20 protein-coding genes, 1 tRNA gene and 1 pseudogene are annotated in these 22,547 nt (G+C 47.7%); 17 read left to right on the forward strand and 5 right to left on the reverse strand.

Features of this window, described 5'->3' with window-relative positions; all coding sequences use genetic code 11:
• The first annotated feature begins 25 nt into the window (after nucleotides 1-25).
• The 3 genes from AWB54_RS05370 to AWB54_RS05380 all read left to right on the forward strand — a co-directional run bounded on the left by AWB54_RS05370 (nucleotide 26) and on the right by AWB54_RS05380 (nucleotide 5,712).
• Nucleotides 26-2,437 carry a heavy metal translocating P-type ATPase gene (locus AWB54_RS05370; RefSeq protein ID WP_235811098.1) on the forward strand — a complete coding sequence of 804 codons (2,412 nt, stop codon included), beginning with the start codon at nucleotides 26-28 and terminating at the stop codon, nucleotides 2,435-2,437.
• A 90-nt stretch (nucleotides 2,438-2,527) separates the two neighbouring features.
• On the forward strand, nucleotides 2,528-4,726 hold the full coding sequence (recD2, locus tag AWB54_RS05375; protein WP_061213583.1) for an SF1B family DNA helicase RecD2: 2,199 nt from the start codon (nucleotides 2,528-2,530) through the stop codon (nucleotides 4,724-4,726).
• Between the two features lie 197 nt (nucleotides 4,727-4,923).
• Nucleotides 4,924-5,712: an alpha/beta hydrolase gene (locus tag AWB54_RS05380; RefSeq protein WP_061213584.1), complete on the forward strand. Its 789-nt coding sequence runs from the start codon at nucleotides 4,924-4,926 to the stop codon at nucleotides 5,710-5,712.
• Between the two features lie 79 nt (nucleotides 5,713-5,791).
• Here the strand turns inward: AWB54_RS05380 and AWB54_RS05385 are convergent, their stop codons facing one another.
• Entirely contained in the window at nucleotides 5,792-6,694 is a 903-nt protein-coding gene (locus AWB54_RS05385; RefSeq protein WP_061213585.1) for a sulfite exporter TauE/SafE family protein, read from the reverse strand.
• Nucleotides 6,695-7,187: 493 nt separating this feature from the next.
• Between AWB54_RS05385 and AWB54_RS05390 the strand changes: the two genes are divergently transcribed.
• The 5 genes from AWB54_RS05390 (at nucleotide 7,188) to AWB54_RS05410 (ending at nucleotide 10,581) form a co-directional block, all read left to right on the forward strand.
• Nucleotides 7,188-7,880, forward strand: coding sequence for a LysE family transporter (locus AWB54_RS05390; RefSeq protein WP_268873636.1), 693 nt, complete (start codon nucleotides 7,188-7,190; stop codon nucleotides 7,878-7,880).
• Between the two features lie 266 nt (nucleotides 7,881-8,146).
• Entirely contained in the window at nucleotides 8,147-9,322 is a 1,176-nt protein-coding gene (locus tag AWB54_RS05395) for a thiolase family protein (RefSeq protein ID WP_061213587.1), read from the forward strand.
• Between the two features lie 4 nt (nucleotides 9,323-9,326).
• Nucleotides 9,327-9,704: a Zn-ribbon domain-containing OB-fold protein gene (locus AWB54_RS05400; RefSeq protein ID WP_061213588.1), complete on the forward strand. Its 378-nt coding sequence runs from the start codon at nucleotides 9,327-9,329 to the stop codon at nucleotides 9,702-9,704.
• 68 nt (nucleotides 9,705-9,772) lie between these two features.
• Nucleotides 9,773-10,438 (forward strand): HAD family hydrolase, encoded by a 666-nt coding sequence (locus AWB54_RS05405; RefSeq protein WP_061213589.1) that lies wholly within the window; start codon nucleotides 9,773-9,775, stop codon nucleotides 10,436-10,438.
• 66 nt (nucleotides 10,439-10,504) lie between these two features.
• A tRNA-Pro gene (locus AWB54_RS05410) sits at nucleotides 10,505-10,581 on the forward strand.
• Between the two features lie 86 nt (nucleotides 10,582-10,667).
• On the opposite strand, the gene AWB54_RS05415 is transcribed toward AWB54_RS05410, so the two are convergent.
• Both AWB54_RS05415 and AWB54_RS05420 read right to left on the reverse strand, forming a co-directional pair.
• Entirely contained in the window at nucleotides 10,668-11,411 is a 744-nt protein-coding gene (locus tag AWB54_RS05415; protein ID WP_061213590.1) for an N-acetyltransferase, read from the reverse strand.
• Nucleotides 11,412-11,446: 35 nt separating this feature from the next.
• Nucleotides 11,447-11,632 carry a hypothetical protein gene (locus AWB54_RS05420; protein ID WP_061213591.1) on the reverse strand — a complete coding sequence of 62 codons (186 nt, stop codon included), beginning with the start codon at nucleotides 11,630-11,632 and terminating at the stop codon, nucleotides 11,447-11,449.
• A 161-nt stretch (nucleotides 11,633-11,793) separates the two neighbouring features.
• On the opposite strand from AWB54_RS05420, the gene AWB54_RS05425 reads away from it, so the two are divergent.
• The 8 genes from AWB54_RS05425 to AWB54_RS05460 all read left to right on the forward strand — a co-directional run bounded on the left by AWB54_RS05425 (nucleotide 11,794) and on the right by AWB54_RS05460 (nucleotide 21,109).
• On the forward strand, nucleotides 11,794-13,254 hold the full coding sequence (locus AWB54_RS05425; RefSeq protein ID WP_061213592.1) for an MBOAT family O-acyltransferase: 1,461 nt from the start codon (nucleotides 11,794-11,796) through the stop codon (nucleotides 13,252-13,254).
• Between the two features lie 11 nt (nucleotides 13,255-13,265).
• Nucleotides 13,266-14,585, forward strand: coding sequence for a peptidoglycan-binding domain-containing protein (locus AWB54_RS05430; RefSeq protein WP_061213593.1), 1,320 nt, complete (start codon nucleotides 13,266-13,268; stop codon nucleotides 14,583-14,585).
• A 249-nt stretch (nucleotides 14,586-14,834) separates the two neighbouring features.
• A complete protein-coding gene (locus AWB54_RS05435) occupies nucleotides 14,835-15,134 on the forward strand; it encodes an STAS domain-containing protein (RefSeq protein WP_061213594.1) in 300 nt (99 codons plus the stop codon).
• Between the two features lie 299 nt (nucleotides 15,135-15,433).
• Nucleotides 15,434-17,221, forward strand: a complete 1,788-nt coding sequence (locus tag AWB54_RS05440) for an MATE family efflux transporter (protein WP_153014668.1) — start codon at nucleotides 15,434-15,436, stop codon at nucleotides 17,219-17,221.
• Nucleotides 17,222-17,245: 24 nt separating this feature from the next.
• Nucleotides 17,246-18,589 carry a cache domain-containing protein gene (locus tag AWB54_RS05445; RefSeq protein WP_061213596.1) on the forward strand — a complete coding sequence of 448 codons (1,344 nt, stop codon included), beginning with the start codon at nucleotides 17,246-17,248 and terminating at the stop codon, nucleotides 18,587-18,589.
• A 6-nt stretch (nucleotides 18,590-18,595) separates the two neighbouring features.
• Nucleotides 18,596-19,282, forward strand: a complete 687-nt coding sequence (locus AWB54_RS05450; protein ID WP_061213597.1) for a PP2C family protein-serine/threonine phosphatase — start codon at nucleotides 18,596-18,598, stop codon at nucleotides 19,280-19,282.
• Nucleotides 19,283-19,299: 17 nt separating this feature from the next.
• A complete protein-coding gene (locus AWB54_RS05455) occupies nucleotides 19,300-20,721 on the forward strand; it encodes a hypothetical protein (protein WP_153014669.1) in 1,422 nt (473 codons plus the stop codon).
• A complete protein-coding gene (locus AWB54_RS05460) occupies nucleotides 20,705-21,109 on the forward strand; it encodes an ATP-binding protein (protein ID WP_061213599.1) in 405 nt (134 codons plus the stop codon). Before AWB54_RS05455 ends, AWB54_RS05460 begins: the two co-directional genes overlap by 17 nt.
• A 162-nt stretch (nucleotides 21,110-21,271) precedes the next feature.
• Here AWB54_RS05460 and AWB54_RS05465 read toward each other — a convergent pair whose 3' ends face one another.
• Both AWB54_RS05465 and AWB54_RS05470 read right to left on the reverse strand, forming a co-directional pair.
• Nucleotides 21,272-21,793: an RNA polymerase sigma factor gene (locus AWB54_RS05465; RefSeq protein ID WP_061213600.1), complete on the reverse strand. Its 522-nt coding sequence runs from the start codon at nucleotides 21,791-21,793 to the stop codon at nucleotides 21,272-21,274.
• A gap of 11 nt (nucleotides 21,794-21,804) precedes the next feature.
• Nucleotides 21,805-22,101 carry a hypothetical protein gene (locus AWB54_RS05470; RefSeq protein ID WP_061213601.1) on the reverse strand — a complete coding sequence of 99 codons (297 nt, stop codon included), beginning with the start codon at nucleotides 22,099-22,101 and terminating at the stop codon, nucleotides 21,805-21,807.
• Nucleotides 22,102-22,396: 295 nt separating this feature from the next.
• Between AWB54_RS05470 and AWB54_RS15650 the strand changes: the two are divergent.
• Nucleotides 22,397-22,547 (forward strand): annotated as a pseudogene (locus tag AWB54_RS15650) (IS5/IS1182 family transposase); the annotation flags it as partial.

A 22,547-nucleotide genomic window follows, 5' to 3' on the forward strand; every position in this document is an offset into this window, starting at 1 on the left:
CTAATGAAGAAGGAAGTGCTTTAATATGCCGGGAATGGCTATACGAATGGAGGATATTGCCGAGAGAGGCTGCTTGCGCCTATTTGCTCAGGGAGAGCTTGATGGGAGCAGCCTGGTAGAGAAGATGCGGGGCTGGTCTGGAATTCTGGAAGTCCATTTCGAGGCCGAAACAAGCCGCATGGAATACAGCTATAACCCGTTTCTTACCGACAGCACCCGGATTATAGCATCGCTGCGGCTATTGGGATATGAAGCAAGGGAAGAGGCCTTTGAGGGCAGAGCGGGTAGCCAGGCGAGTTTTGCGGGAGCTTTCCCGCCGGCTTTTCCGAACAGCAAGAGCAGCGTAATCCGGCTGGAAGGCTTGGACTGTGCCGATTGTGCCGCCAAATTGGAGAGAACTATACTGGCCATGTCCGGGGTTAAAGATGCCCGGGTGAATTTTGCCGCTGCCAAAATGAAAATCAGCCACCAGATTCCCCTGTCCGAGATCCTGAAGGTAATAGAAAAAATGGGCTACCGGGGGCGCGAAGAGGGGGCTTCCGGTACAGAAGAGAAAATTTCTTTATGGAAGAGCAATAAATATTATTTATCCACCCTTCTATCCGGACTGCTGCTTCTTATCGCGTTCAGCCTGCAAATCCTGCAAATGCCGGAAAGCTGGGTTCATGCCAGTTATTTACTGGCTATTGTCCTGGGGGGCTACCTGCCGGCCCGGGCAGGGTTGGCCTTACTTTTGACTAGCTGGGAAGCGGATATGAACCTGCTGATGATACTGGCGGCCAGTGGAGCTGTGGCCATAGGACAGTTGGCCGAAGCTGCCGTGGTGGTGTTTCTTTTTTCCCTGGGTAATGCCCTGCAGGGATACAGCATGGACAAGACCAGGAACTCGGTTAGAGCTTTGATGGATTTGGCTCCGGCAGAAGCTCTGGTGCGGCGCAACGATTTGGAGCAGGTCATGCCGGTAGAGAGTATCGTTGTGGGAGATATTTTTATAGTGCGTCCCGGGGAGAAAATAGCCATGGACGGAGTGATATTGAAGGGTTCATCCGCCCTGAACGAAGCTTCTATTACCGGGGAGTCTATTCCAGTGGATAAAGGACCGGGTGAGCGGGTATATGCAGGTACCATGAATAGCTGGGGAGCCCTGGAGGTGGAAGTGGAGCGCCTGGCCGAGGATAATACCATCAACCGGATTATTGCCATGATTGAGGAGGCCGAGGAGCAGAGGGCGCCCTCACAGCAGTTTGTGGATCGCTTTGCCCGCTATTATACCCCGGTGGTTATCCTGGCGGCCATCCTGGTGGCTTTGCTTCCACCGCTGCTTTTTGGACAGCCAGGCGAAAAGTGGTTTTATGAAGCTCTGGCCATGCTTCTGGTAGCCTGTCCCTGTGCTTTAATAATATCTACCCCGGTGGCCATAGTATCAGCCATAGGAGCGGCAGCCCGCAACGGGGTTCTTGTCAAAGGGGGAGTTCACCTGGAGGAAATGGGGAGAATCAAAGTACTGGCTTTTGACAAAACCGGAACTTTGACCCGGGGAAAACCGAGAATAACAGATATTATCAGTAGCAGCGAGCTTGGCGAAAACGAAGTTTTGCGCCGGGCGGCATCCCTGGAAGCACGCTCTGAGCATCCCCTGGCGGAAACAGTGGTAGAACAGGCGCGCAAACTGGGGCTGGAACTGGCTGAAGTGAGCAATTTCCGGGCCATGAGTGGCCGGGGGGCCGCTGCTGAAATCGGGGGGAAGAGCTGCTATGTTGGCAACCAGCGTTTGTTTAGCGAAGTTGGTATAGCTATACAAGGGCAAGAGGAGTTGATAGCGGAATTAGAAGGGGCCGGGAAAACCCTGATTCTGCTGGGGGATGAAAAAGAGCTTTTGGGTATAATTGCCCTGGCGGACGAGCTGCGGGAAAACAGCCGGGAAGCCATAAGGCAGTTGAAGAAGAAAGGAATAAAGAAGAACATTATTTTGAGTGGAGATAATGAAAGAGCCGCCCGGGCCATGGCTCTCTCTGCTAATGTAGATGAGTACCAGGCCGGATTGCTGCCGGAGGACAAGGTGCAGGCTGTCAGGGCTTTGCTGGAGAAATATGAGAAAGTAGCCATGGTGGGAGATGGGGTCAATGATGCTCCGGCCTTGGCCATATCTACGGTGGGCATTGCCATGGGGGTGGCCGGAAGCGATGCGGCCCTGGAAACAGCCGATATCGCTTTGATGGCTGATGACCTGTCCCGGCTGCCTTATACGGTGGAATTGGGGCGCAGAACTTTGCGCATTATTCGCCAGAATATAGTTTTTTCGCTGCTTCTAAAAGCGGCAATACTGTCTCTGGTAATACCGGGATGGCTTACTCTGTGGCTGGCGGTAGCCGGAGATATGGGAACTTCCTTGCTGGTGACCTTGAATGGCATGCGCCTTACCCGGGTGAAGGCATAAAGCTAGGTAGGGCAATTCCGGCCAATTTGTGCTAAATTAATAAGAAGGGAAAAGGAAATACTATGTACTTGAGTCAAATGGGAGGCCAGGATGGAAACCATCTATGGATATTTGGAAAGGATAAGCTATTGCAACGAAGAAAGCAACTTTGTGGTGGCCAAACTCAAAGAAAAAGGGAAACGCGAGTTGAGCTCCATAGTGGGCAATATGGTAGGGGTAAACCCTGGAGAATCTCTGCAACTAACGGGGCGGTGGCTGCATAACCCCAAATTCGGCCTGCAATTTCAGGTAGATTCTTACGAAACCATAGTACCGGCCACGGTGCGGGGAATGGAAAAATACCTGGGTTCCGGGCTTATCAAGGGAATAGGGCCGGTTATGGCCAAAAGGATAGTGCAGCGTTTTGGGGTGGAAGCCCTGGATATCATTGAGAAGCAACCGGACCGGCTGCAGGAGGTCAACGGAATCGGACCCAAACGGGTGGAGATGATTACCCAGGCCTGGGAAGAGCAGAGAGAAGTAAAAGAAATTATGATATTTCTGCAAGGGCATGGAGTAGCCGCTTCCTATGCCGCTAAAATATACCAGCGTTACGAGAAAGAGGCCATCCAGGTAGTAAAGGAAAACCCTTATCGCCTGGCTGCGGAGGTTCGAGGCATCGGCTTTTTGACCGCCGACCGCATAGCCCAGCAATTAGGAATTGACCCCAATTCATTGCTGCGGGCCAGGGAAGGGATAGTATTTGTTTTAAACCAGTACATGAACGATGGGCATGTGTATTGCCCCCGGGCCTTGCTGCTGGAGAAGGCGGAAGAAGCCTTGCAAATCACTGCTGAAGTGGTGGAGCAGGCTCTGGAGGAATTGCTGCGTGAGCGCCGCCTGGCAGCTGAGACTATGATGGGTACGGGAGCAGATGGCGAAGCTGAAACCAGGGCTATTTACTTGATGCCCTTTTTTATTGCCGAGCTGCAGAGTACTCGTTTACTCCTCGCTTTACAGGAAGAAAAGAGCGTAGTTCGTCCCATTGATGTGGAAAAGGCTGTGGATTGGGTGGGCCAAAAACTTAAGATTAAGCTGGCAGCCAGGCAAAAAGAAGCCGTAGCTACTGCGGTAAGTGAAAAGATAATGATTATTACCGGGGGACCGGGGACCGGCAAAACCACGATAGTTAATGCCATCACCCGTATATTTGCGGCCTTAAAGCTTAAGATTACCATGGCGGCTCCCACCGGACGGGCGGCCCGTCGCCTGCGGGAAAGCACCGGTTTGGAAGCTATGACCATTCACCGCTTGCTGGAATTCAGCCCCCGTGAGGGGGGCTTTGCCCGGAACCGGGAGAACCCCTTGAATACGGATGTGGTAATTGTCGATGAAAGCTCCATGATTGACAGCCTGCTTATGTACAACCTCTTGAAAGCTATTCCTCCGCAGGCCATTTTGATATTAGTAGGGGATGTTAACCAGCTTCCTTCAGTAGGTCCGGGCAATGTTCTGCAGGATCTGATCGAATCGGGAAGATTCCCGGTAATCGAATTAACCGATATTTTCCGCCAGGCGAAGGGAAGTCGGATAGTCTATAATGCCCACCGTATCAACCAGGGCAAATTCCCTTTCCTGCCGGAGGCCGGGGAGGAAAGTGATTTTTATTTTATGGAGGAAAAAGATGCGGAAAAAGCTCTGCAGAAAATCCTGGGTCTCTGCCGCAGCCGTATTCCCCGTTATTTCAATTTTCACCCCATCAGGGATATTCAGGTTTTGACTCCCATGAACCGGGGACTTATTGGGGTCAGTAATTTAAATGTGGAGTTGCAGCAGGTGCTCAACCCCAGGCAGCCAGGAATAAGCCGGGGTGGAAGGAATTTTAAAATCGGTGACAAGGTTATGCAGCTGGTCAATAATTACGATAAAGGCGTATACAACGGCGATATTGGCTGGGTAAAACGATTTGATGTGGAAGAACAGGAATTGGAAGTAGAATTTGAAGACTATCCGGTCTCTTATGATTTTTCGCAGCTTGATGAGCTGCAACTGGCCTATGCCTGTTCCATTCACAAGGCGCAGGGCAGTGAATACCCGGCGGTGATTATTCCGCTTTTGGAACAGCACTATATACTCCTGCAGCGTAACCTGCTCTATACCGGAGTTACCCGGGCCCGCAAACTGGTAATAATCATAGGAAGCAAAAAAGCTTTACACATCGCCATAAACAACGACAAACCCCGCAGCCGGGATACCGGCCTGAAAGAGCGTTTGATGAAGATGGGGGTTGTGGAGATAGCACAGCAATAGAAGGCTGATTCCACTGCAAGAAGCAAAATCTTATTTATCTGTTAAAAAATGGGGCAAGTGGTTATTGGTTGTTGGTCGGCGGTTGTAAAAAGAGGTTTTGGCAGTGGAATCAATCTAAGTTTTCCAAAAGCAGGAATTAAGCCTAAATATGGCGAATTCTTTTAAGGAGCCAGAAGGCTTGCGAAAGGGGGATGATTATGCCGGATTATGCTTTGTTAGACCAGCCAGTGTTGCTGGATTTTTTATTTTTTCCTCGCAGGGAACTCCGTCCCGCTCCGCCGGGGAGTTTTGATTTCCAGGTGCCGGTAGAAACTGAAAAAGAAGTTTTTGTTCACTGCCGTTTTTATCCAGGAAATAAAGAATGGCCCTGGATGCTCTATTTCCATGGCAACGGTGAAGTGGTAAGCGACTACGATGAAATTTCCCGGCTTTACAACGCGCAAAGAATAAACCTGGTGGTGGCTGATTACCGGGGTTATGGGGGCAGCAACGGCAGTCCCACTTTTGTTCATTTAGTTGAGGATGCCCACCGGATTTTTCGCGCGGTGAGAGAGGAACTTTCCCGGCGGGAGTTTAATCCCGAGCTCTGGCTCATGGGCCGGTCGCTGGGGAGCATTTCCGCCCTGGAACTGGCCTTTCATTATCAACAGGAAGTTCGGGGACTGGTTATTGAAAGCGGCTTTGCCTCTTTAACCAGATTGATTAAAGGTCTGGAATTGCCCGCTGACTACCGGGTAATGGAACCGATAGAGCAGGAATGCCTGCAGATGCTGGGAGAGATTAGGCTTCCGGCTCTGGTGATTCACGGGGAGGAAGATAACCTGGTCTACCTGCGGGAAGGGAAGCTGGTATTTGAGCAACTGGGCAGCCAGGAGAAGGAGATGCTGGTAATCCCCGGAGCCGGGCACAATGATGTGATTATTATGGACCTGCTCCGTTATTTTGGAGCCATTGCAGAATTGGTTCATGGAAGGGGAAATAAGTAGGTGATCGCAGCTGGCCGGTTGCCATTCGCCGGGAGAAAGATTAAAAAAACTGGCGGATGGGAAGGAAGAATGAGTAAATCTAGAACCAGAAACTGCTGATAAGCCGGATGGCGGCATAGGAAAAATACAGCCCGAAAAGAAACTTCAGGGTAGCAGGCTTGAAATTTTTTATACTGGCTGCTCCCAGTTGGGCTCCTATTATGGCTCCTGCCGCCAGGGCCAGGGAGGCCTCCAGCAAAACATAGCTTTGCAGCAGCTTGATACTGCCCCCCACAATGGTTATGGGAATTACTGAAACCAGGGAAGTACCCACGGCCAGGTAAATCGGGTAGCCGAAAAAGTAAGTCATTCCCGGAACCAGCAGGTATCCTCCCCCCAGGCCTAGAATGCCGGTTAGAAAACCTACCATCATACCAAGAACAGATAATCCTAATGGTTTTTCTCTAATGTTTTGACTTTCCACTGCTTCATTTTGCCGGGAAAAAAGGCTTTCCCAGATCATAAAAAAACCGGGGAACACAAAGAAAAGGCCCAGAACCAGATTGAGCAGTTTCATCTGCGTAGCCAGCATTTGGAAAAAGAAGGAGCCCAGTAAAATACCCCCAACTCCTCCCAGAGAAATATAGGCTATGCTCGGGCGGTGAGCGTTGCCGCGAAAGAAGTGGGCATAACCGCCGGAAATAGCCGTAAAGATAACTGCGAAAAGGGTGGTGCCAACGGCCATAGTGGTGGAATAGTTGAAGCCAAACTTAAGCAGGGGCAGCATGATGATTCCACCCCCGATGCCCAGCAAGCCCCCGAAGCAACCAGCCATAATGCCGATAGCTGCAAGCAGTAGAAGCTCCAGGGCATCCGGACGGGGGAGAGCCGCGTTTGCTGCCAAGGGTGGCCGATTCCACAGTACCCAGGCCAAGGCCAGGATAATGACGAGCAACAAGACGACAACAAAAGCATATTTCTCCAGGAAAATCTTGCGCTTCATTAATTGTTTCCTTTCATCAAGACATATTTTTGTCAGATGCTTGAGCTGAGCTCATAATCCAACAGATTAGATTAATGCGCTATGGAGATATAAAAGCTTGGGTTAAAGACTGGTAATCATAGCCGACTATAAATACTAGTATGGAATCCGAAGACAGAAGTTTCAAGGATAAAATTCCCACGGGCTTGTCCTTATAGTTTATTATTTTATATATTCAGGCTAAATAAACCTGCTATAACGAGGTGAATTACGTCCCCTGCTTCTTTAAGCGGTGTCCTATTAACAAAACAGGCAACAGGTTCCAATCACCCGCCCTCGTTGCAAGTGCTGTGATGAAACTGCTCCGCAGTTTCATCCGATGCTTAAAAGAATAAAGCTTTGCCGGGGATAAAGCCAGGCTGACAGCAGGAGAAGAATATCATACAGGAGGGATTGGACCACGACTTTATTATTTATTTTCACAACTGCTTTTATTACCGGGCTTTCAGGAGCTATTGTACCGGGACCCTTGCTGAGCTTTACGGTGGCGGAAACGCTTAAACGGGGATTCCGGGCGGCACCCTTAACCATTCTGGGACATGCTACTCTTGAACTGGCCTTGATTCTGGCCATCCTGGGCGGCTTGTCCGTATATTTGAAACAGCAGGCGGTATTTCACACTATAGCTCTGCTGGGGGGATTCTTTCTCATTTTGATGGGTTTGAGCCTGGTCAGGGATGGACTGCAGGGAGCATTTTCCTCGTTTAAATTGAAAGCTGAGGAGGAGGAGAAGGAAGCAGGTGAGGCTCTTGCCCATTTTGATGCAAGCTCAAAATTCGATGCACGCTCAGAAATAGTATCGCCCTCAGTTATGGAGCCATCGAGAAAATATACTCGGGGAAGAAGTTTACATCCGGTGGCCGGGGGCATTTTGATTAGTTTGGCCAACCCCTACTGGTCCTTGTGGTGGCTTACCATTGGATTAGGCTATCTCAGCCTGGCTCTAAAAAGTGGAAGTGCCGGGATTGTTACCTTTTTTTCCGGTCATATCCTGGCCGATTTGGGCTGGTATTCCCTGGTGGCAGCAGCGATTTGCGGGGGACGCAGGGTTTTGAACGATTCTGTTTTTCGCATCTTAATCTTAGGCTGCGGTGTTTTTCTTTTAGCCCTTGGGGCATATTTTATCTACCTGGGAATCAGAGGTTAAGCAAGTAAGATAGAAATGTTTGAATATTAAGGGTTGACTCTACTGCAAAAACCCCTTTTTGCTGCATAGGGTTGCATAAATATGCAAAGCGAGTGTTGGTGTTGCCTATGCGGAGACTGCGAGCGGAATATTTATGCAAGCTGATGCATAATTATTACTTTTTGCAGCGGAATCAGGGTTCTATTGTTCACATTTTGATATTCCTTGAATTAAATTTATAGGGGAAATACCATCATCATGTTTCGCTTTTGAAAGGAGAAATATATATGGCACCTGGCCAAAGAGCTGCTATCTCTGGTATAGGTGAGTTAAGACCGATAAAAAACTCCGGGGGAAGAAAAAGCCTGGAATTGCTGGCGGAAGCAGCAGCCCTGGCGATAAAGGATGCTGGGCTGGGCAAGAAGGATATTGACGGACTGCTGCTTACTCCTCCCAGTGAGGACACTTCCTTCATGTGGCCGGCGCAGGTGGCGGAATACGTACAGTTTTCACCTGTTTTCCTAAATACGGTTGAATTAGGAGGAGCCAGTGCTGTTGGAACGGTGGCTCGGGCATCAATGTTGGTAGCAGCGGGGATTTGCCGGCACTGCCTTTGCCTGAGCGGAGGGGTGTGGGACAGCCAGGTCTTTAATACTCGGGAAGGAAAGATAGCGGTTATGTCGCAGGCGGAAATAGATTATGAACTGCCTTTGGGACCGATGGGCTTCAACTCCGGTTATGCTCTGGTAGCCCGGCGACATATGTTTGAATATGGAACCAAAGCGGAGCAGTTGGCTAAAATTGCCGTAGACCAGAGAACGAATGCCCTGGCTAATCCATATGCCCTCTTTAATGAGAAAGCAATTACGATAGAAGAGATATTATCTTCTCCCATGATTGTTGACCCCATTCATCTTCTGGAGATTGTACGCCCATGCAGTGGTGCGGCGGCAATAACCGTCAGCCGCTTGGAGGAAGCTTACGATATGCCCCATTCTCCGATATCTATCCTGGGCTGGGGCGAAGCCTGCACCCATAATTCCATCCTTTATGCCCCCTCCTTGACTAGCAGCCCGGTAAAGATGGCGGCTGAACGGGCCTTTCAAATGGCAGGACTGATTCCGGGGGATATCGAGTTACTTTCCCTTTATGACTGTTACCCCATAACAGTGTTGATAACCCTGGAAGATGCCGGGTTTTGTCCCAAAGGGAGCGGCGGGGATTTTGTGGAGTCAACTGATTTGACCTACCGGGGCAGTCTACCCTGCAACACCCATGGCGGTCAGCTCTCTTGTGGCCAGGCTTCCTATGCCGGGGGCATGTCACATCTCACCGAAGCTGTGCGGCAACTGCGCGGCGAGGCGGGAAAACGGCAGGTGAAGAAAAATCACCTGGCCTTTGTCAACGGCAATGGGGGAGTTTTTAGTACGGAATGCAGTTTGATTTTGGGAAGGGAAGGGTAAGCTTATGGAATACCGGGAATTTTATCAGAAGAAACTGGATGAGGGTGAACTCTATTTGCAGTTTTGCCCTGATTGTCAGGATTATATTTTTTACCCACGCAGCCTTTGTCCTAAATGCCTGAAATCAGACTGGGAGTGGAGAAAGCTTAGCGGAAAGGCAGTACTATATTCATATACCGTAGTTCACTACAGTGCCCTGCCGGAATTTAAGGAAGATACTCCTTACGTTCTGGCTTTGGTAGAGCTGGCGGAAGGCCCTCGTATGCTGGCCCATCTGCCGGGATTGCCCTTTGATGAATTACAGGTGGGCCTGGCACTGCAGCTTAGCAGCATTAACAGAGAGGGAAGAAGAATTCCAGCCTTCCAAGTGGTGCCAAATTGAGGAGGCTATTGGTATAAGCAGGATATAAATCGATATTACTAAGTTCAGAACTATTTCCGGAGGTATTAATGAAACTGGCGATATTTGACTTTGATGGAACCCTTTTGAGCAGGGATACCCTGCCTTGCCTGGGGCGGGAATGGATAAGACAAAAAAGATCTATATTACGCTACTTTTTGGTTTATCTTTCCATAGCTCCGGATTTGCTCTGGTACAGGATTGGACTCATATCCCGGGAGAGAATGAAAGCAGCTGCATTCAGAAAGTTCAACTACCTGTTCTCCGGGATGAGTGCTGAGGAGATAACACTTTTCTTTCATGAAGCCTATCCTGGATTGAGAAAACACTTCAATAGCAGGATAATTGAAGAGATCAGCCTGGCCCGAAGCCAGGGTTATCACTGTGTGCTGCTTTCCGGCTCTTATTTTGAACTTATGAAAATGGTGGCGGCTGATCTGGGCCTGAACACAGTCATAGCTGCACGACTTGCCTTTAAAGACGGAATATTCGATCCTAAAGGGGATACTCCTTTTATAAATGGGGAAAGTAAGTGTTCACTTTTGCAGGAGGCTTTTGGCGGGCAGGAGGTGAACTGGGAGGCCAGCCGCTGTTTTGCCGATAGTGTGGCTGATGTAAAGGTGATGGGAATGGTGGGAGAACCGGTTGCAGTTAATCCTGATCCCGGACTCCTTTCCCATGCCCGTCGGGAAGATTGGAGAGTGCTCAGCGGTTGAGCGGGTGCAGTTATGTGGGGGCGATATTGACTAAAGACGATTTAATTGATATCATATTTCTTGCGTCGGGATGTGGCTCAGCTTGGTAGAGCGCCTGGTTCGGGACCAGGAGGCCGCAGGTTCAAATCCTGTCATCCCGACCATGTTTTAGCACTTTGAAAGCCCGACATATCGGGACTTAGGGACATATTAAAAAAACAGATTGAGGCTTGCTATAGTTCCCTGCACCCTAAAGCATCTTTTTTAAATATCCCTCATTCAGCAAATGTACCGTTTTAAACTTACCACTGTGAAATACAGCCCAATTGTTAAAAATGCAAGGAACCAACTTTGCTTTTTCCAATGTATCAATCGCTATTAGAGTGAGCGCTATATGATTTGCTTTACAATAGCTTTCAATTTGTTCAATACAATTAGGAATATATGGACATTGCATACCGTAGTAGATCGTTAAATCCTTATTTGCTATACCCTGTATTTTTGCATTATCTGCAAATTGCGGCTTTGTTCCGTCAAATGACAAAGCCAATAAACAGTATTCGTCATTAATAGTGTCAACAGTACAAAACCCGTTCTTTATCATAAATTTTTTATCTGATAAAAACGGCTTTTTCTTTTCCGAGCTGATAACACAAACTCCTGACCTGCCTTGCTTCCTCGCATCAGCTATACAATACTCAAGCAGTTCCTTTCCATAACCTTTACCCTTAAAACTTCCTGAAACCCATAGACAATAGATGTATACATAGTTATCGCCAATAACAGGAACCCAAGCTTTATCAAGAGGAGCGTATTCTATAAAAACCTTGCCTTTTTCATTTAATTTTCTAAAAACATGTCCTTCAGCGATTCTCTCTCTCAACCAGGCTTTTTTTACCTCTACACCGCATTGATGCTTTTTATCGGCAATGGCGCAACACAAATGTTCATTTTCCAAATTATCTAATGTCAGGTTTACATATTCATTACCCATGTATCCATCTCCAACCTTTCCCTTTTGCAGTTATTTTAACATTTCAAACCTGACAACAGACCGTCATATTTGAAATAATTATCCATATCAGAAATAACCTCAATGATTTCAGCACTTAAACCGAGGTGTTTTTGCCCCATTATTTGTCCTTTTTTAATAATTTCTTCCCTTGTTGCTCCATTATTTAGCCATTTTTGTATGAAATGGTATTCCGCTTTCAAGGCGTGCTTGATGCTGTTTTCCCGGACTTCATCGGGGATAAAACAATCCTTTTTAAGGGCTTGACATACTACCTGGTACTATCACCCTCATTCATGTGATAATATAGTCGAGGATACGACAATTCTTATAGTTGTGAATGACTATTCAGAGGGGTACGCTATTGCAATTCAACTCGTACATATTTATCCTGGCATTTTTGCCATTTACATTGATTGCTTATTATCAATTGCATAAATTGGGATGGAACTTGCTGGCCAAAGCTCTGCTCCTGGTCATGTCCCTGGTTTTTTATTCGTATTTCAACTTTAGATATCTTTATATCATTTGCGCCAGCATACTTCTAAACTATTTTTTTTCGAAACAATTGCTGGCCTCCGGGCGAACTGTTCCGCAGAAAAAGTGGCTTCTTTTTATTGTAATCGGTTTGAATCTACTGATACTGTTTTACTTTAAATACTTCAATTTCTTTATCGAAAATATGAATCTGCTGCTTCAGGCTTCATTTGAGCTGAAAAATATCATCCTGCCATTGGGTATCAGCTTCCTGACCTTTCAGCAAATTGCCTATGCGGTTGATTCCTACCGGGGAGAAACCGCTGATTACAGTTTCCTGGACTATGCGGTTTTTGTGGCCTTTTTCCCTCGCTTGATTGCAGGGCCTATCGTTTTACATAACGAATTCATGCCCCAGCTTAACGAAAAGAAAAATCATAGTATAAACTACGAGAATTTTTCATATGGTATCATGATGTTCGCCATTGGTCTGGCCAAAAAAATATTTATTGCCGATGTTTTTGCCAAAGCGGTGACCTGGGGCTATGCTTCGGTTGGCTCATTAACCTCTCTGGATGCGTTCATTGTAATGCTGTCTTATACCTTCCAGATATACTTTGACTTCAGCAGTTATACTGATATGGCCATAGGTATTGGACTGATGTTCAATATCAAGCTGCCGATCAACTTTAATTCACCCTATAAAGCTCTGTCGATTCAGGATTTCTGGAAAAGGTGGCATATTACTTTAACCAGATTCCTGACCAAGTATATATATATCCCGCTGGGCGGCAACCGCAAAGGGTCATTCCGGACTTACGCCAATATTATGATCGTGTTCCTGATCAGCGGTTTCTGGCATGGAGCTAATTGGACCTTTGTTCTTTGGGGGTTCCTGCATGGCCTGGCCAGTGTCTTGACCAGAAGGTTTACAACCCAATGGAATAAGATGCATAAGATCCTGCAATGGTTTTTGACCTTCGTATTTGTCAACATTGCCTGGGTGTTCTTCAGAGCGGACTCTATCACCCAGGGTTTTACCATTATCAAAAGAATAGCGGAGTTTCAAACTCTGGCGGTTTCGCAAACCCTGTTGGCATGTTTTAAGGTACCGGTAATCATCAGGTTGGAAAGCCTGCTTCATGTGGTAAACTCCAATGCATGGGTCAACGGACTTGATATGATGTTGTTTTTAGCTTTCACCTTTGTCATTATCCTTTTGTTTAAAAACTTGCATGAGATGGAGTTTAAACCCACAATGGTCAACGCCGTGTTCACCGTGATTCTATTGCTGTGCTCTATACTGTCCATGTCGTCGATTTCGGCCTTTATCTACCAGGGATTTTAAGGGGTGTGGTGATGAACAAAAAGAAATGGGTCGTTTTTGTTTTGGGAGCTACATCCGTATGTCTGTTGGTATTGATGATAGTCAACATTATCGTTGATCCGTTTATGCAGTATCACTCACCGCTTTCCGAAATGAAGCCTTACTATAAATACACCCAGGAATACGCTATGTATTGGCTGATTGGCCGCGTTAAAAACACTCCTACTGAGGCGGTGATCGTCGGTTCGTCGTTATCGAACTTTATTTCCAGTGATAAGCTGGGTGAACAGTCTGGACTCAGGGTTGTCTCATTAAGCAAATCAGCAGGCAGATCCAACATTTATGCCCTGTTTATAAAGGAATCACTAAAAAGGAACCGATTGCAAACCATCTATTATGAGTTAAACTTTCCCCATTTGCACATGGAGTATGAAGGCGATATCCCATTATATCTCTATAACTTCAATCCAATTGATGATGTTAAATATGTTTTAAATAAAGATGTATCGAAAATGAGCGCCTATATACTGATTAGCTGCTTAAGCGATAAATTTCAGCCGGGAAATGATAAGCGAGATAAGATTCCCGCGAAAACAGTGTTTGAGGTGGACAGGAGCCAGAGCAGCAGTATATACAGTACCCTGGCTGTTGCCCGCAGCATCTACGTCCGTCATGGCAAGGTGGCTGATAAGAGTTCAGTGAACGATTATCATACAAAAGCTAAAAAAAATATTGAGCAGAATATCATTCCCTTTCTGAAAGAGAATCCTGAGATCAAATTTGTGTTTATTGTTCCCTGTATAAGTATTCTGAACAGCTATGACCTGGTCTGTGAGGGTACGGTCGATGATTATTTGGCCATCCATAAAGATATCATGCTCAGTATATTAAAATACGACAACGCTGAGATCCATATGTTCAGCGACCTGGAAGGCTTTGTCAACAATCTTGACAATTATAAGGATAGGGTACATTATGCACCAGCAGGCGGAGATTTGATATGTAATGGGCTCAAGACCGGAGCATATAAAGTTACCCCGGAAAACATTGATGAAAGATTGCGGCACTTGAAGTCGATGGCTGAATCCTTTGAAATACCCTTTTTAAAGGAAGGGTTTACCGGCGATGATGTCCTGGAAATGCAACAGCAGCTTATCGCACTGGGCTATAATTGCCAGGCAAACAAGATGTATGACGGGCAAACCAGAGATATGGTGGCAGAGTTTCAGGCTGATCATAGGCTGGAAGTAACGGGCATCGCCACTGCGGAAACCCGGGCGCTCCTACAGGAATTATCCGGCAAGGGTGACAGGCGGACGGTACTTTTTGAACGAAGTAATTCAAGAATTTAAACGCTTTTCGAATGAGCAGGATGAGGCGAAATACATAGATGAAGACGATGAAGATGAATGATTAAAACGGATCATCCCCGCGTTACCCCCGGCGTCAACTTTTTGCAGACTGGCTGCTGGGATTCTCTCCTGTTAGCCGTAAGAATTTTCTACCACAGCAGGATTATTTTTATTTGATGAAGAAATCTCTTAATCAAGTAATCAAGGAAATAGTGTTGCACCAAATATTTGGGGATAGGAGCAAATACGATGGACATTAAAAAAACTCAGGAAGACCGCAAACTGACTATAGCCTTGGCGGGACGGCTGGACAGCAATAGTGCTCCCCAGTTGGAAGCAGAGCTGAAAGAGAGCCTGGTCGATATAAATGATCTGGTTTTGGACTTTGCCGAACTGGTTTACCTTTCCAGTGCGGGGCTGCGCGTCATTCTGGCGGCTCAGAAGCAGATGAACAAGCAAGGCCGGATGGTGATTGTCAAGGTAAATGAAACCATCATGGAAATATTCGAAATCACCGGCTTTGCGGAGATTCTTACCATAGAAAGATAAGCCGTAACACCAACACTTTAAGTTTGGCTCCACTGCGAAAACCCCTTTTGTTGCATAAGGGTTGCATAAATATACAAAGCGAGCGTTGGCGAAGCATGGTTGCAACGCCCGGCGAAGGCGAGCAGGCGAAAGGGGGCGAGCGACAGGACGTCGCGAGAGCGCTATACGACCATGGATGGGAGGTTAGCGTGTACCCCTTGAGCCGGGAGACAAGCCGCAGGTGTTGCCCGCCGAAGACTGCGGGCGGTATATTTATACAAGCCAATGAATATTAATAACTTTTTGCAGTAGAATCAAGTTTGGAAAGAGAAAATATGCATGATAATGACTACCTGGTCAATCATAGCTTCCGGCGCTACCTGATTCCGTCCATATTGGCAATCCTGGGCGGGAATATCAGTTTTATGGTTGATCACATTATTGCCGGACAGGTGTTGGGGAGTGATGCACTGGCGGCGATGAGCCTGGTGAACCCCCTGTTTTTTCTGTTAACCACGCTGGGCACTCTGGTTTGTGTGGGCTCTTCCACGCTGGCCTCGGTTTCGATGGGGAGCGAAGACCGCAGCACCGCCAACAAGCTTTTCACCCTTACTATGCTGCTAATTCTGCTGCTGGGCACTGTATTCAGCATCGTAGGATTCATATTTATCGAGCCACTGGTAAAGCTCCTCAGCAACGATCCTGAGCTTTATGATCTGGTCTATGCCTATTGCCGGGGCTTAATCCCGGGAGCTATCTGCGTTATGGCGGTATACCTGCCGCTAAACTATTTTCGGATTGAGGGCCGGGCTTTTCTGGGCATGATTATGTTTTTAATCATGGCCGCGCTGGATATCATCCTTGACCTGTGGTTTACGGTGGTCATGGGCATGGGCATGCTGGGACTGGCCTTGGCTACGGTTATAAGCGCGTTGTTGGCCGTGGCTGTAATGTCTCCGTTTCTTTTTATCAAGGGGGGAGGATATCGATTCGCGCCTATCGGCCAATCCCTGCGCCTGCTATACGCGATTGCTATTACCGGTAGCCCCCCGGCGCTAAACAACCTGTACAGCGTAGTCAGAACTTTTGTATTAAACATGCTCATACTGGCCGTAGGCGGACCGATTGCCGTTGCCAGTTTTGCCTTTGTCAACAGTGTCAACACCCTGGCCCAGGCCATTATCTCCGGGATATCCCAGACCGTATCTCCGCTGGTGGGCGTTTTTTACGGTGAACGCGATGTGCTGAGCATAAAAAAAGTGGTGTTTTTAGCCTTCCGCTACGGCATCATAACCATGGCGATATTCAGTATTTCAGTATCCCTATTGGCCGAACCGATCTGTTTGGCCTTTAATCTTAGTTCGCCCGAGCAGCTGCGCATAGCAGTACCGGCTCTGATCATATCTTCGATCAGTTTGCTGGGAGCAGTGGCAAACAATATTTTCGTATATTATTACATGACAATTGGCCGAACCAGTATTGCCAACCGGATCACCCTGTGCCGGGGCTTTTTGTTCATTATTCCGGCCGCCGGGGCCATGGCTCAGGCCATGGGGATACTCGGCATATGGGCCGCCTTTTCCATCAGCGAACTGCTCACCCTGTTGATGACTATCCTTACAGTCAGAAAAACCCTGCTCAAAGAACCGGATTTGCGCGGTTTACTGCTGTTGAATTATCGTGATGTTGCAGAAGGAAGGTTTATTGCCTTTTCGCTTGACAGCAATAACCAGTCGGTCTTGGAGAGTTCAGATAAAATCAGCGAGTTCTGTACATCCTGCAAGCTTAATTCCAAACAATCCATGGTCATAAGCCTGGCCATTGAAGAAATACTCCTGTTGATGGTACAGCATATCTTTGTCGATAAAAAGAATAAATCTATTGATGTACGGATATTTGTCCGGGACGATATCACCACCATGCGCTTCCGCTGTGCGGGCCGGAAATTCAACCCCCTGGATTATTACCAGCAGGCCATGGAGAATGCCGATACTTCCGAAGCCCTGGCCCTGGGTGAAAGCATGGGACTCCAGATGATTACCAAAATGACCAAACAGGTGGATTATACTACCAGCCTCGGTTTGAACAACATTATTATCAGAATCTGATAAATAGTAAAGGCGGCGGGATAAATGAGCATTGGCAAAAAGATATTGTTTTCCCTGTTGGGTTTATCATTATTGGTAACTCTGCTGTTGTGTGCCATCTCCATATATGGATTCAACGATATTAAAGCCACCTTTCAGCAAGAGAATAAAACCGCTATTGATGATCTTTATGAGAAAAATGTCGCTGAAATCACTAAGAGCAGTTCCAAACTGGCGATCTCGCTGGCCAATTATTATGCCCAGACCATCAATATTGATTTCGAACGCATCATGGGTGAGCTTAATACCATGAAAGGGGGTATTGAAACCCTGTATAATAGCGGGGGAACCACCCATGCCATCCCTATCAGCCGTTATGAAGAATACATCATCTCCCAGGCCGCCCACCCCAGCCAGCAGGAAGTTAACCGTACCCTTAATGTTCTTGGCGCAGCTACCCCCATGTTCGACAATATCCTGAAGATTGAGCCGAAGATATCCCTGGCTTATCTGGTACTGGAAAACGGCATGGTTATTTCCAGTACCAAAACCTTTTATCCGGCTGTGGAGAAGGCGGATATGCGTACTCGCGACTGGTATAAGGATGCGGTCAAGGCGGGTACGGTAAACTGGTCCGATCTTTACACCGGCACGGATAATAGAAGTTATGTCACCTGTGCTACCCCTATTCATGACAAAAAGGGCCAATTAGTGGGGGTATTGGCCTTTGATCTGCGGGTCAGCGAGATCTCGGAAAAGACCCTTAATACCGGCGACAATACCTACATCGCGGCCTTCATTATGAACCGGCAGGGCCATGTCCTACTCAGTTCCCTGGATGTAAAGGCCACGGAAAAACAGCCCTATTTCGAAAAATTCATCAAAAACATCGATCTAATGACGACAATTTCGGATTATTATTCTGATGACAGCTCTATCATCGGCTATGCCCAGATCAAATCTACCGACTGGCTGCTGGTGACGGTGCTGGATTACGAAATGATGATGGCCCCGGTGCAGGCCGTGGCGGAATCAGTGTCCGCTACCGGCGATAAAATGGAACAGGTAATTAGCGATGAAACCCGCAGGGTTTTCTTTGTTTTCCTAATAATCATCCTGGTTTTGCTGCCGCTGGTATTCATGACCGCCACCCGGCTGAGCCGGTCGATTACCCGGCCGGTGGAAATACTGGCCGATGGTGCCAGGGTGATTGGCGAAGGCAACCTGGATTATGAATTTGCCGACCTGGGGACGGATGAAATGGGCATGCTGGCCACCACCTTCAATGGCATGATCGTTCGTCTTAAAGAATATATGGAAGCGGTAGCCCGGTCGGCTGCTGATAAGCAGCGGCTGGAATCGGAGCTGGAGGTAGCCCGCGACATCTAACTGGGTATGCTGCCCCAGCAGATTGATTGCCCCGGTTATGATATTACCGGCATGATGGTGCCTGCCAAGGAAGTAGGCGGTGACTTCTACGACTTCTTCATGCTCAATGAAGAAAAACTATGTTTCGTGGTGGCCGATGTCTCCGGCAAAGGTGTGGGGGCGGCATTGTTCATGACCGTGGCGAAGATGGTTCTGAAAACTGCGGCCCAGGCCCATAATACAACGGTGGATGAACTGCTCAGCACCGCCAACAACCTGCTCTGCCAGGAGAATCCGGCGGAACTATTCGTGACTGCCTATGTGGGAATTATGGATATTAATAGCGGCCAGATTGCTTATGCCTGCGCCGGGCATAATCCGCCGGTTATCGTCCACCCGGACGGAAGCAGTGAATTCGTACCGGTAAAACCCAAACTGCCTTTGGCAGCTATGGAAGGCATCCAGTACCCGATTATGTACACCCAGCTGCAAACGGGCGAGACCCTGGTTCTTTATACCGATGGAGTAACCGAGGCCACCAACCTGGACGAAGAACTGTATGGCGATGCCCGCTTGCTGGCGGCCCTACCCTCGCTAAAGCGGCTATCCGCGCCGGAAATGATCGAAGGAATCAAGTCGAATGTAGATATATTTGTGGGTGAAGCCCCGCAGTTTGACGACATCACCATTGTCGCCATTCGCAAAATAAGCTGATGAGAAACGGAAAGCCGATGATGAGGAGCAGCGCCGAGGCCTTGATCTACCGCCTGTTTATTGACAAGTTTGCGGGCAAAGGCGAGCCCTGTATAGGGGTGGAAATTGAAATGCCGGTGGTGAATCTGGCCTGCCAGGCGGTGGAGCCTGGGTTTATTGCCGCCATGCTGGATTTGCTGAAGCAGCGCTTCGCTTTTACCCCTACGCGCTTTGACCAGAACGGTTTTCCCATCGAAGCGGTTAACCCACGGCAGGATGCCTTTTCCTTTGAAACCACCTTTAACACCATTGAATTCGCCATGGCTAAAAAACCGGGTATCGACCAAATCGCCGCCAATTTTTATAGCTATGTGACAGCTTTGCAGGAATTGGCGCATGAGCATCATCACCTCATCTGCGGAATGGGCATCAATCCTTATGCGGCTTATGCCGACAGCAAACCGCTTAATTCCCCGGTTATGCTGGCCAAGGCGGAGTTCTTGAAAAACTTTACCAGCCATCATGACGGAGAAATATTCCATGCTTTCTCGGCTGCCTGCCAAACCCATCTCGATGTCGAACTGTCCCAGTTGCCGGATTTATTGAATCTGCTGGGCAAGCTGGCCTTTGTTGATGCCATGCTTTTTGCCAATTCCCTGCCTTTCGCCTATGCCGGCAATCGTAAGTTTATTGCTCGGCTGCCGGCCTCATTGCAGCGTGAAATGGCCCACCCGACCCTGTGTTTCCGCGACATATTGTGGCGCTTATGTGAAGCGCCCAATATCCGGCCTTATGACCGGGATTATGCTTCCCTTGAGGAGGTTGTAAAGCATTTGCTGGATCTGAAGATCTTCATCATCAGTGACGGTTCCAGTGGATTCAAGGCCATCCCGCCGGTGAGATTTGCCGATTATATTGCTAGAGAACGCTGGTCTGAAGCGGATCTTTCCTGTTTTCGCTCCCTGGAACCGGTAGCCGTCAGCCGTCATGGCACCGTTGAAATCAGGCAAACCTGCACCCAACCCTTGGCGGATAGTTTTGCCCCGGCCGCTTTTTATACGGGTATTGCCGAAAATATTACGGTTGCCAGCGAACTGGTGCATGACTTCTGGCAGGATAACCAGATTAACATTAGCAACTCCCAATTACGCCGACAGGCAGTAAGCCGGGAAATGGCCATTCCCGCCGATCGGCTGCGGGAATTTATTAATAATCTGCTGGCAATTGCCGCCGCCGGGCTGAAAAAACGTAAACGGGGGGAAGATAAATACCTGGGGCGATTCCTCAAACCGGATCACGAGGTTAAGAGCCCGGCGCAAAGGCAGCTTGATCTGCTGCAGGAGGGCTGGTCCTTCCAGGAAATCATGTTGGCTTGTAGTGCACTGGATGAATCGGGAAACAGCATCTGGGACAATGATATGAACAGAGGAAAGGGTGAAGCGGATGGACTACCAGTATAAGAGCAGCCTGGCTGATTTTGATTTCGAGGTTTTGAATAGTGAAATAGAGGCTTACTGCGCCCGTGATGAATTCCTGTTGTCCCGGCTGTTTTCCATTCAGTTAATTGTCGAGGAACTGGTTACCAATATCTTGAAATACGGCGTCCCCACCACGGCTAATAATATGGTGGAGATCAAGATACACCGCGAAGAATCCAGGGTCATTCTTGCCATTGCCGACAATACTGCGGCTTTCAATCCGCTGCAGATAGGGGAGCCGGATACCAGCCTGTCCGTGGAAGAGAGGCAGATTGGGGGCCTGGGTCTTTATCTGGTGCGCCAAAAAACAGCGTCATTGCACTATGAATACCAGAACGGGATGAACCTGGTGAGTGCCGTCATTGAATAAAGGGGCAAGGAGGAGCACAACTACACCCGACCGCCCTCTGAAAGCTATCCGGGCCGTGCCATTATTCCATTTATTATTTTACGCAAGCTTCTGCAAGGAATTAAAACTGCGAGCAAAGCCGCCGGCACTTGCGGGGTAGGCAACCTGTAGTTTATGGTAGTATTACCGGGTAGCATTCAGCAAGGTTTGCAGTTTTTTTATACCTCTGGTACAGAGGCTGGAAACCGTGCTTTCATTAATTCCCGTTATGCGTGATATTTCCCGATTGTTGAAACCACCATAGTATTTTAGAGCTATAACATTTCTTTGCTGGTCGTTTAATAAAACCAGGGCCCGGTATAGCTCCTGCCGCTCCTCGTCTTCGATAAGCCGGCATTGTTGATTAATATCTACGGCCAGGGCGGATTCAGGAAAGCCTTCGTCATCAATACTGATTATGATCTTGCTTTTGCGGTAATAATCCGTCAGTAAGTTGCGGGCAATAGTAAAAATCCAGGTGTTAAAAGATGCCTTGCCGGGTTGAAAGCTATCCAAATGGACAACTACCTTCAGGAAAATATCGCTGACCAATTCCTCCGTTTGTTCTCTATGCAGAAGACGATAAAAAATGTAGTTGTATATTTTGGAGAAATAATCCTCATACATGCGCTCAAATTCGGATTCCCGGCCGAAATCATACAACAAACATCACCACCTCAACCCTTGACAAGATTTTGCTGACAGGAACCTGTGAAATACGGGCATTCTTCGCAGATGCAGCTGTATGGGCACTGCTGTTGCCGGGCATCCCCTGCCGCCGTCACCAGTATTAGCTTATCATCGTCGAGGGGAACGACTTTTGCCATCCGGGTTTTTCGGTATTCTATTTTCAGTCTTTGCAGCAGTTTTTCCTTGATGGCGGATTCCCGGGAAAACTGATAGCGGGGATCTTCAATCATAAATATGTCCATTCCTTTCTTGAGGCACAAAACATCATGAAAGATTTCTTTCAAACTTTTACCTCTTGGCTCAATTATTCTCATCTGCTTTAACATTACGGGTGCCAGTTTTTCAGTTGATTTCTTGCATTGAAAACAGTTTTGATGTTCACGGGGGTCTGTATATATATACGCAACAGTTTTAAATCTAGCTCAATCCTCTTTGGGGGTTTTATTTACGATTAACCTTGGGTAACAAAAGGACCGTCCGAAACCACTGAAAAAGTCCGATAAAAACATAAAAAGCATACCCGCCTATAGTATAATTAAGTTAGCACAACCAAACAACACTAGAGGGGGAATGCTTTTCATGTTAGTTGAAACCACCGTTAAGCAAGGCAGCTTCTACAACGTATTATACCAAATGATTCCGGATAATCACATACTCAAACGGATAGATTCCGCCATAGATCTCAGCTTTGTCAATGAACTATTGGCAGATAGATATTGCAAAAACTTTG

This window comes from Syntrophomonas wolfei subsp. methylbutyratica, assembly GCF_001570625.1.
GTDB classification, from domain to species: domain Bacteria; phylum Bacillota; class Syntrophomonadia; order Syntrophomonadales; family Syntrophomonadaceae; genus Syntrophomonas; species Syntrophomonas methylbutyratica.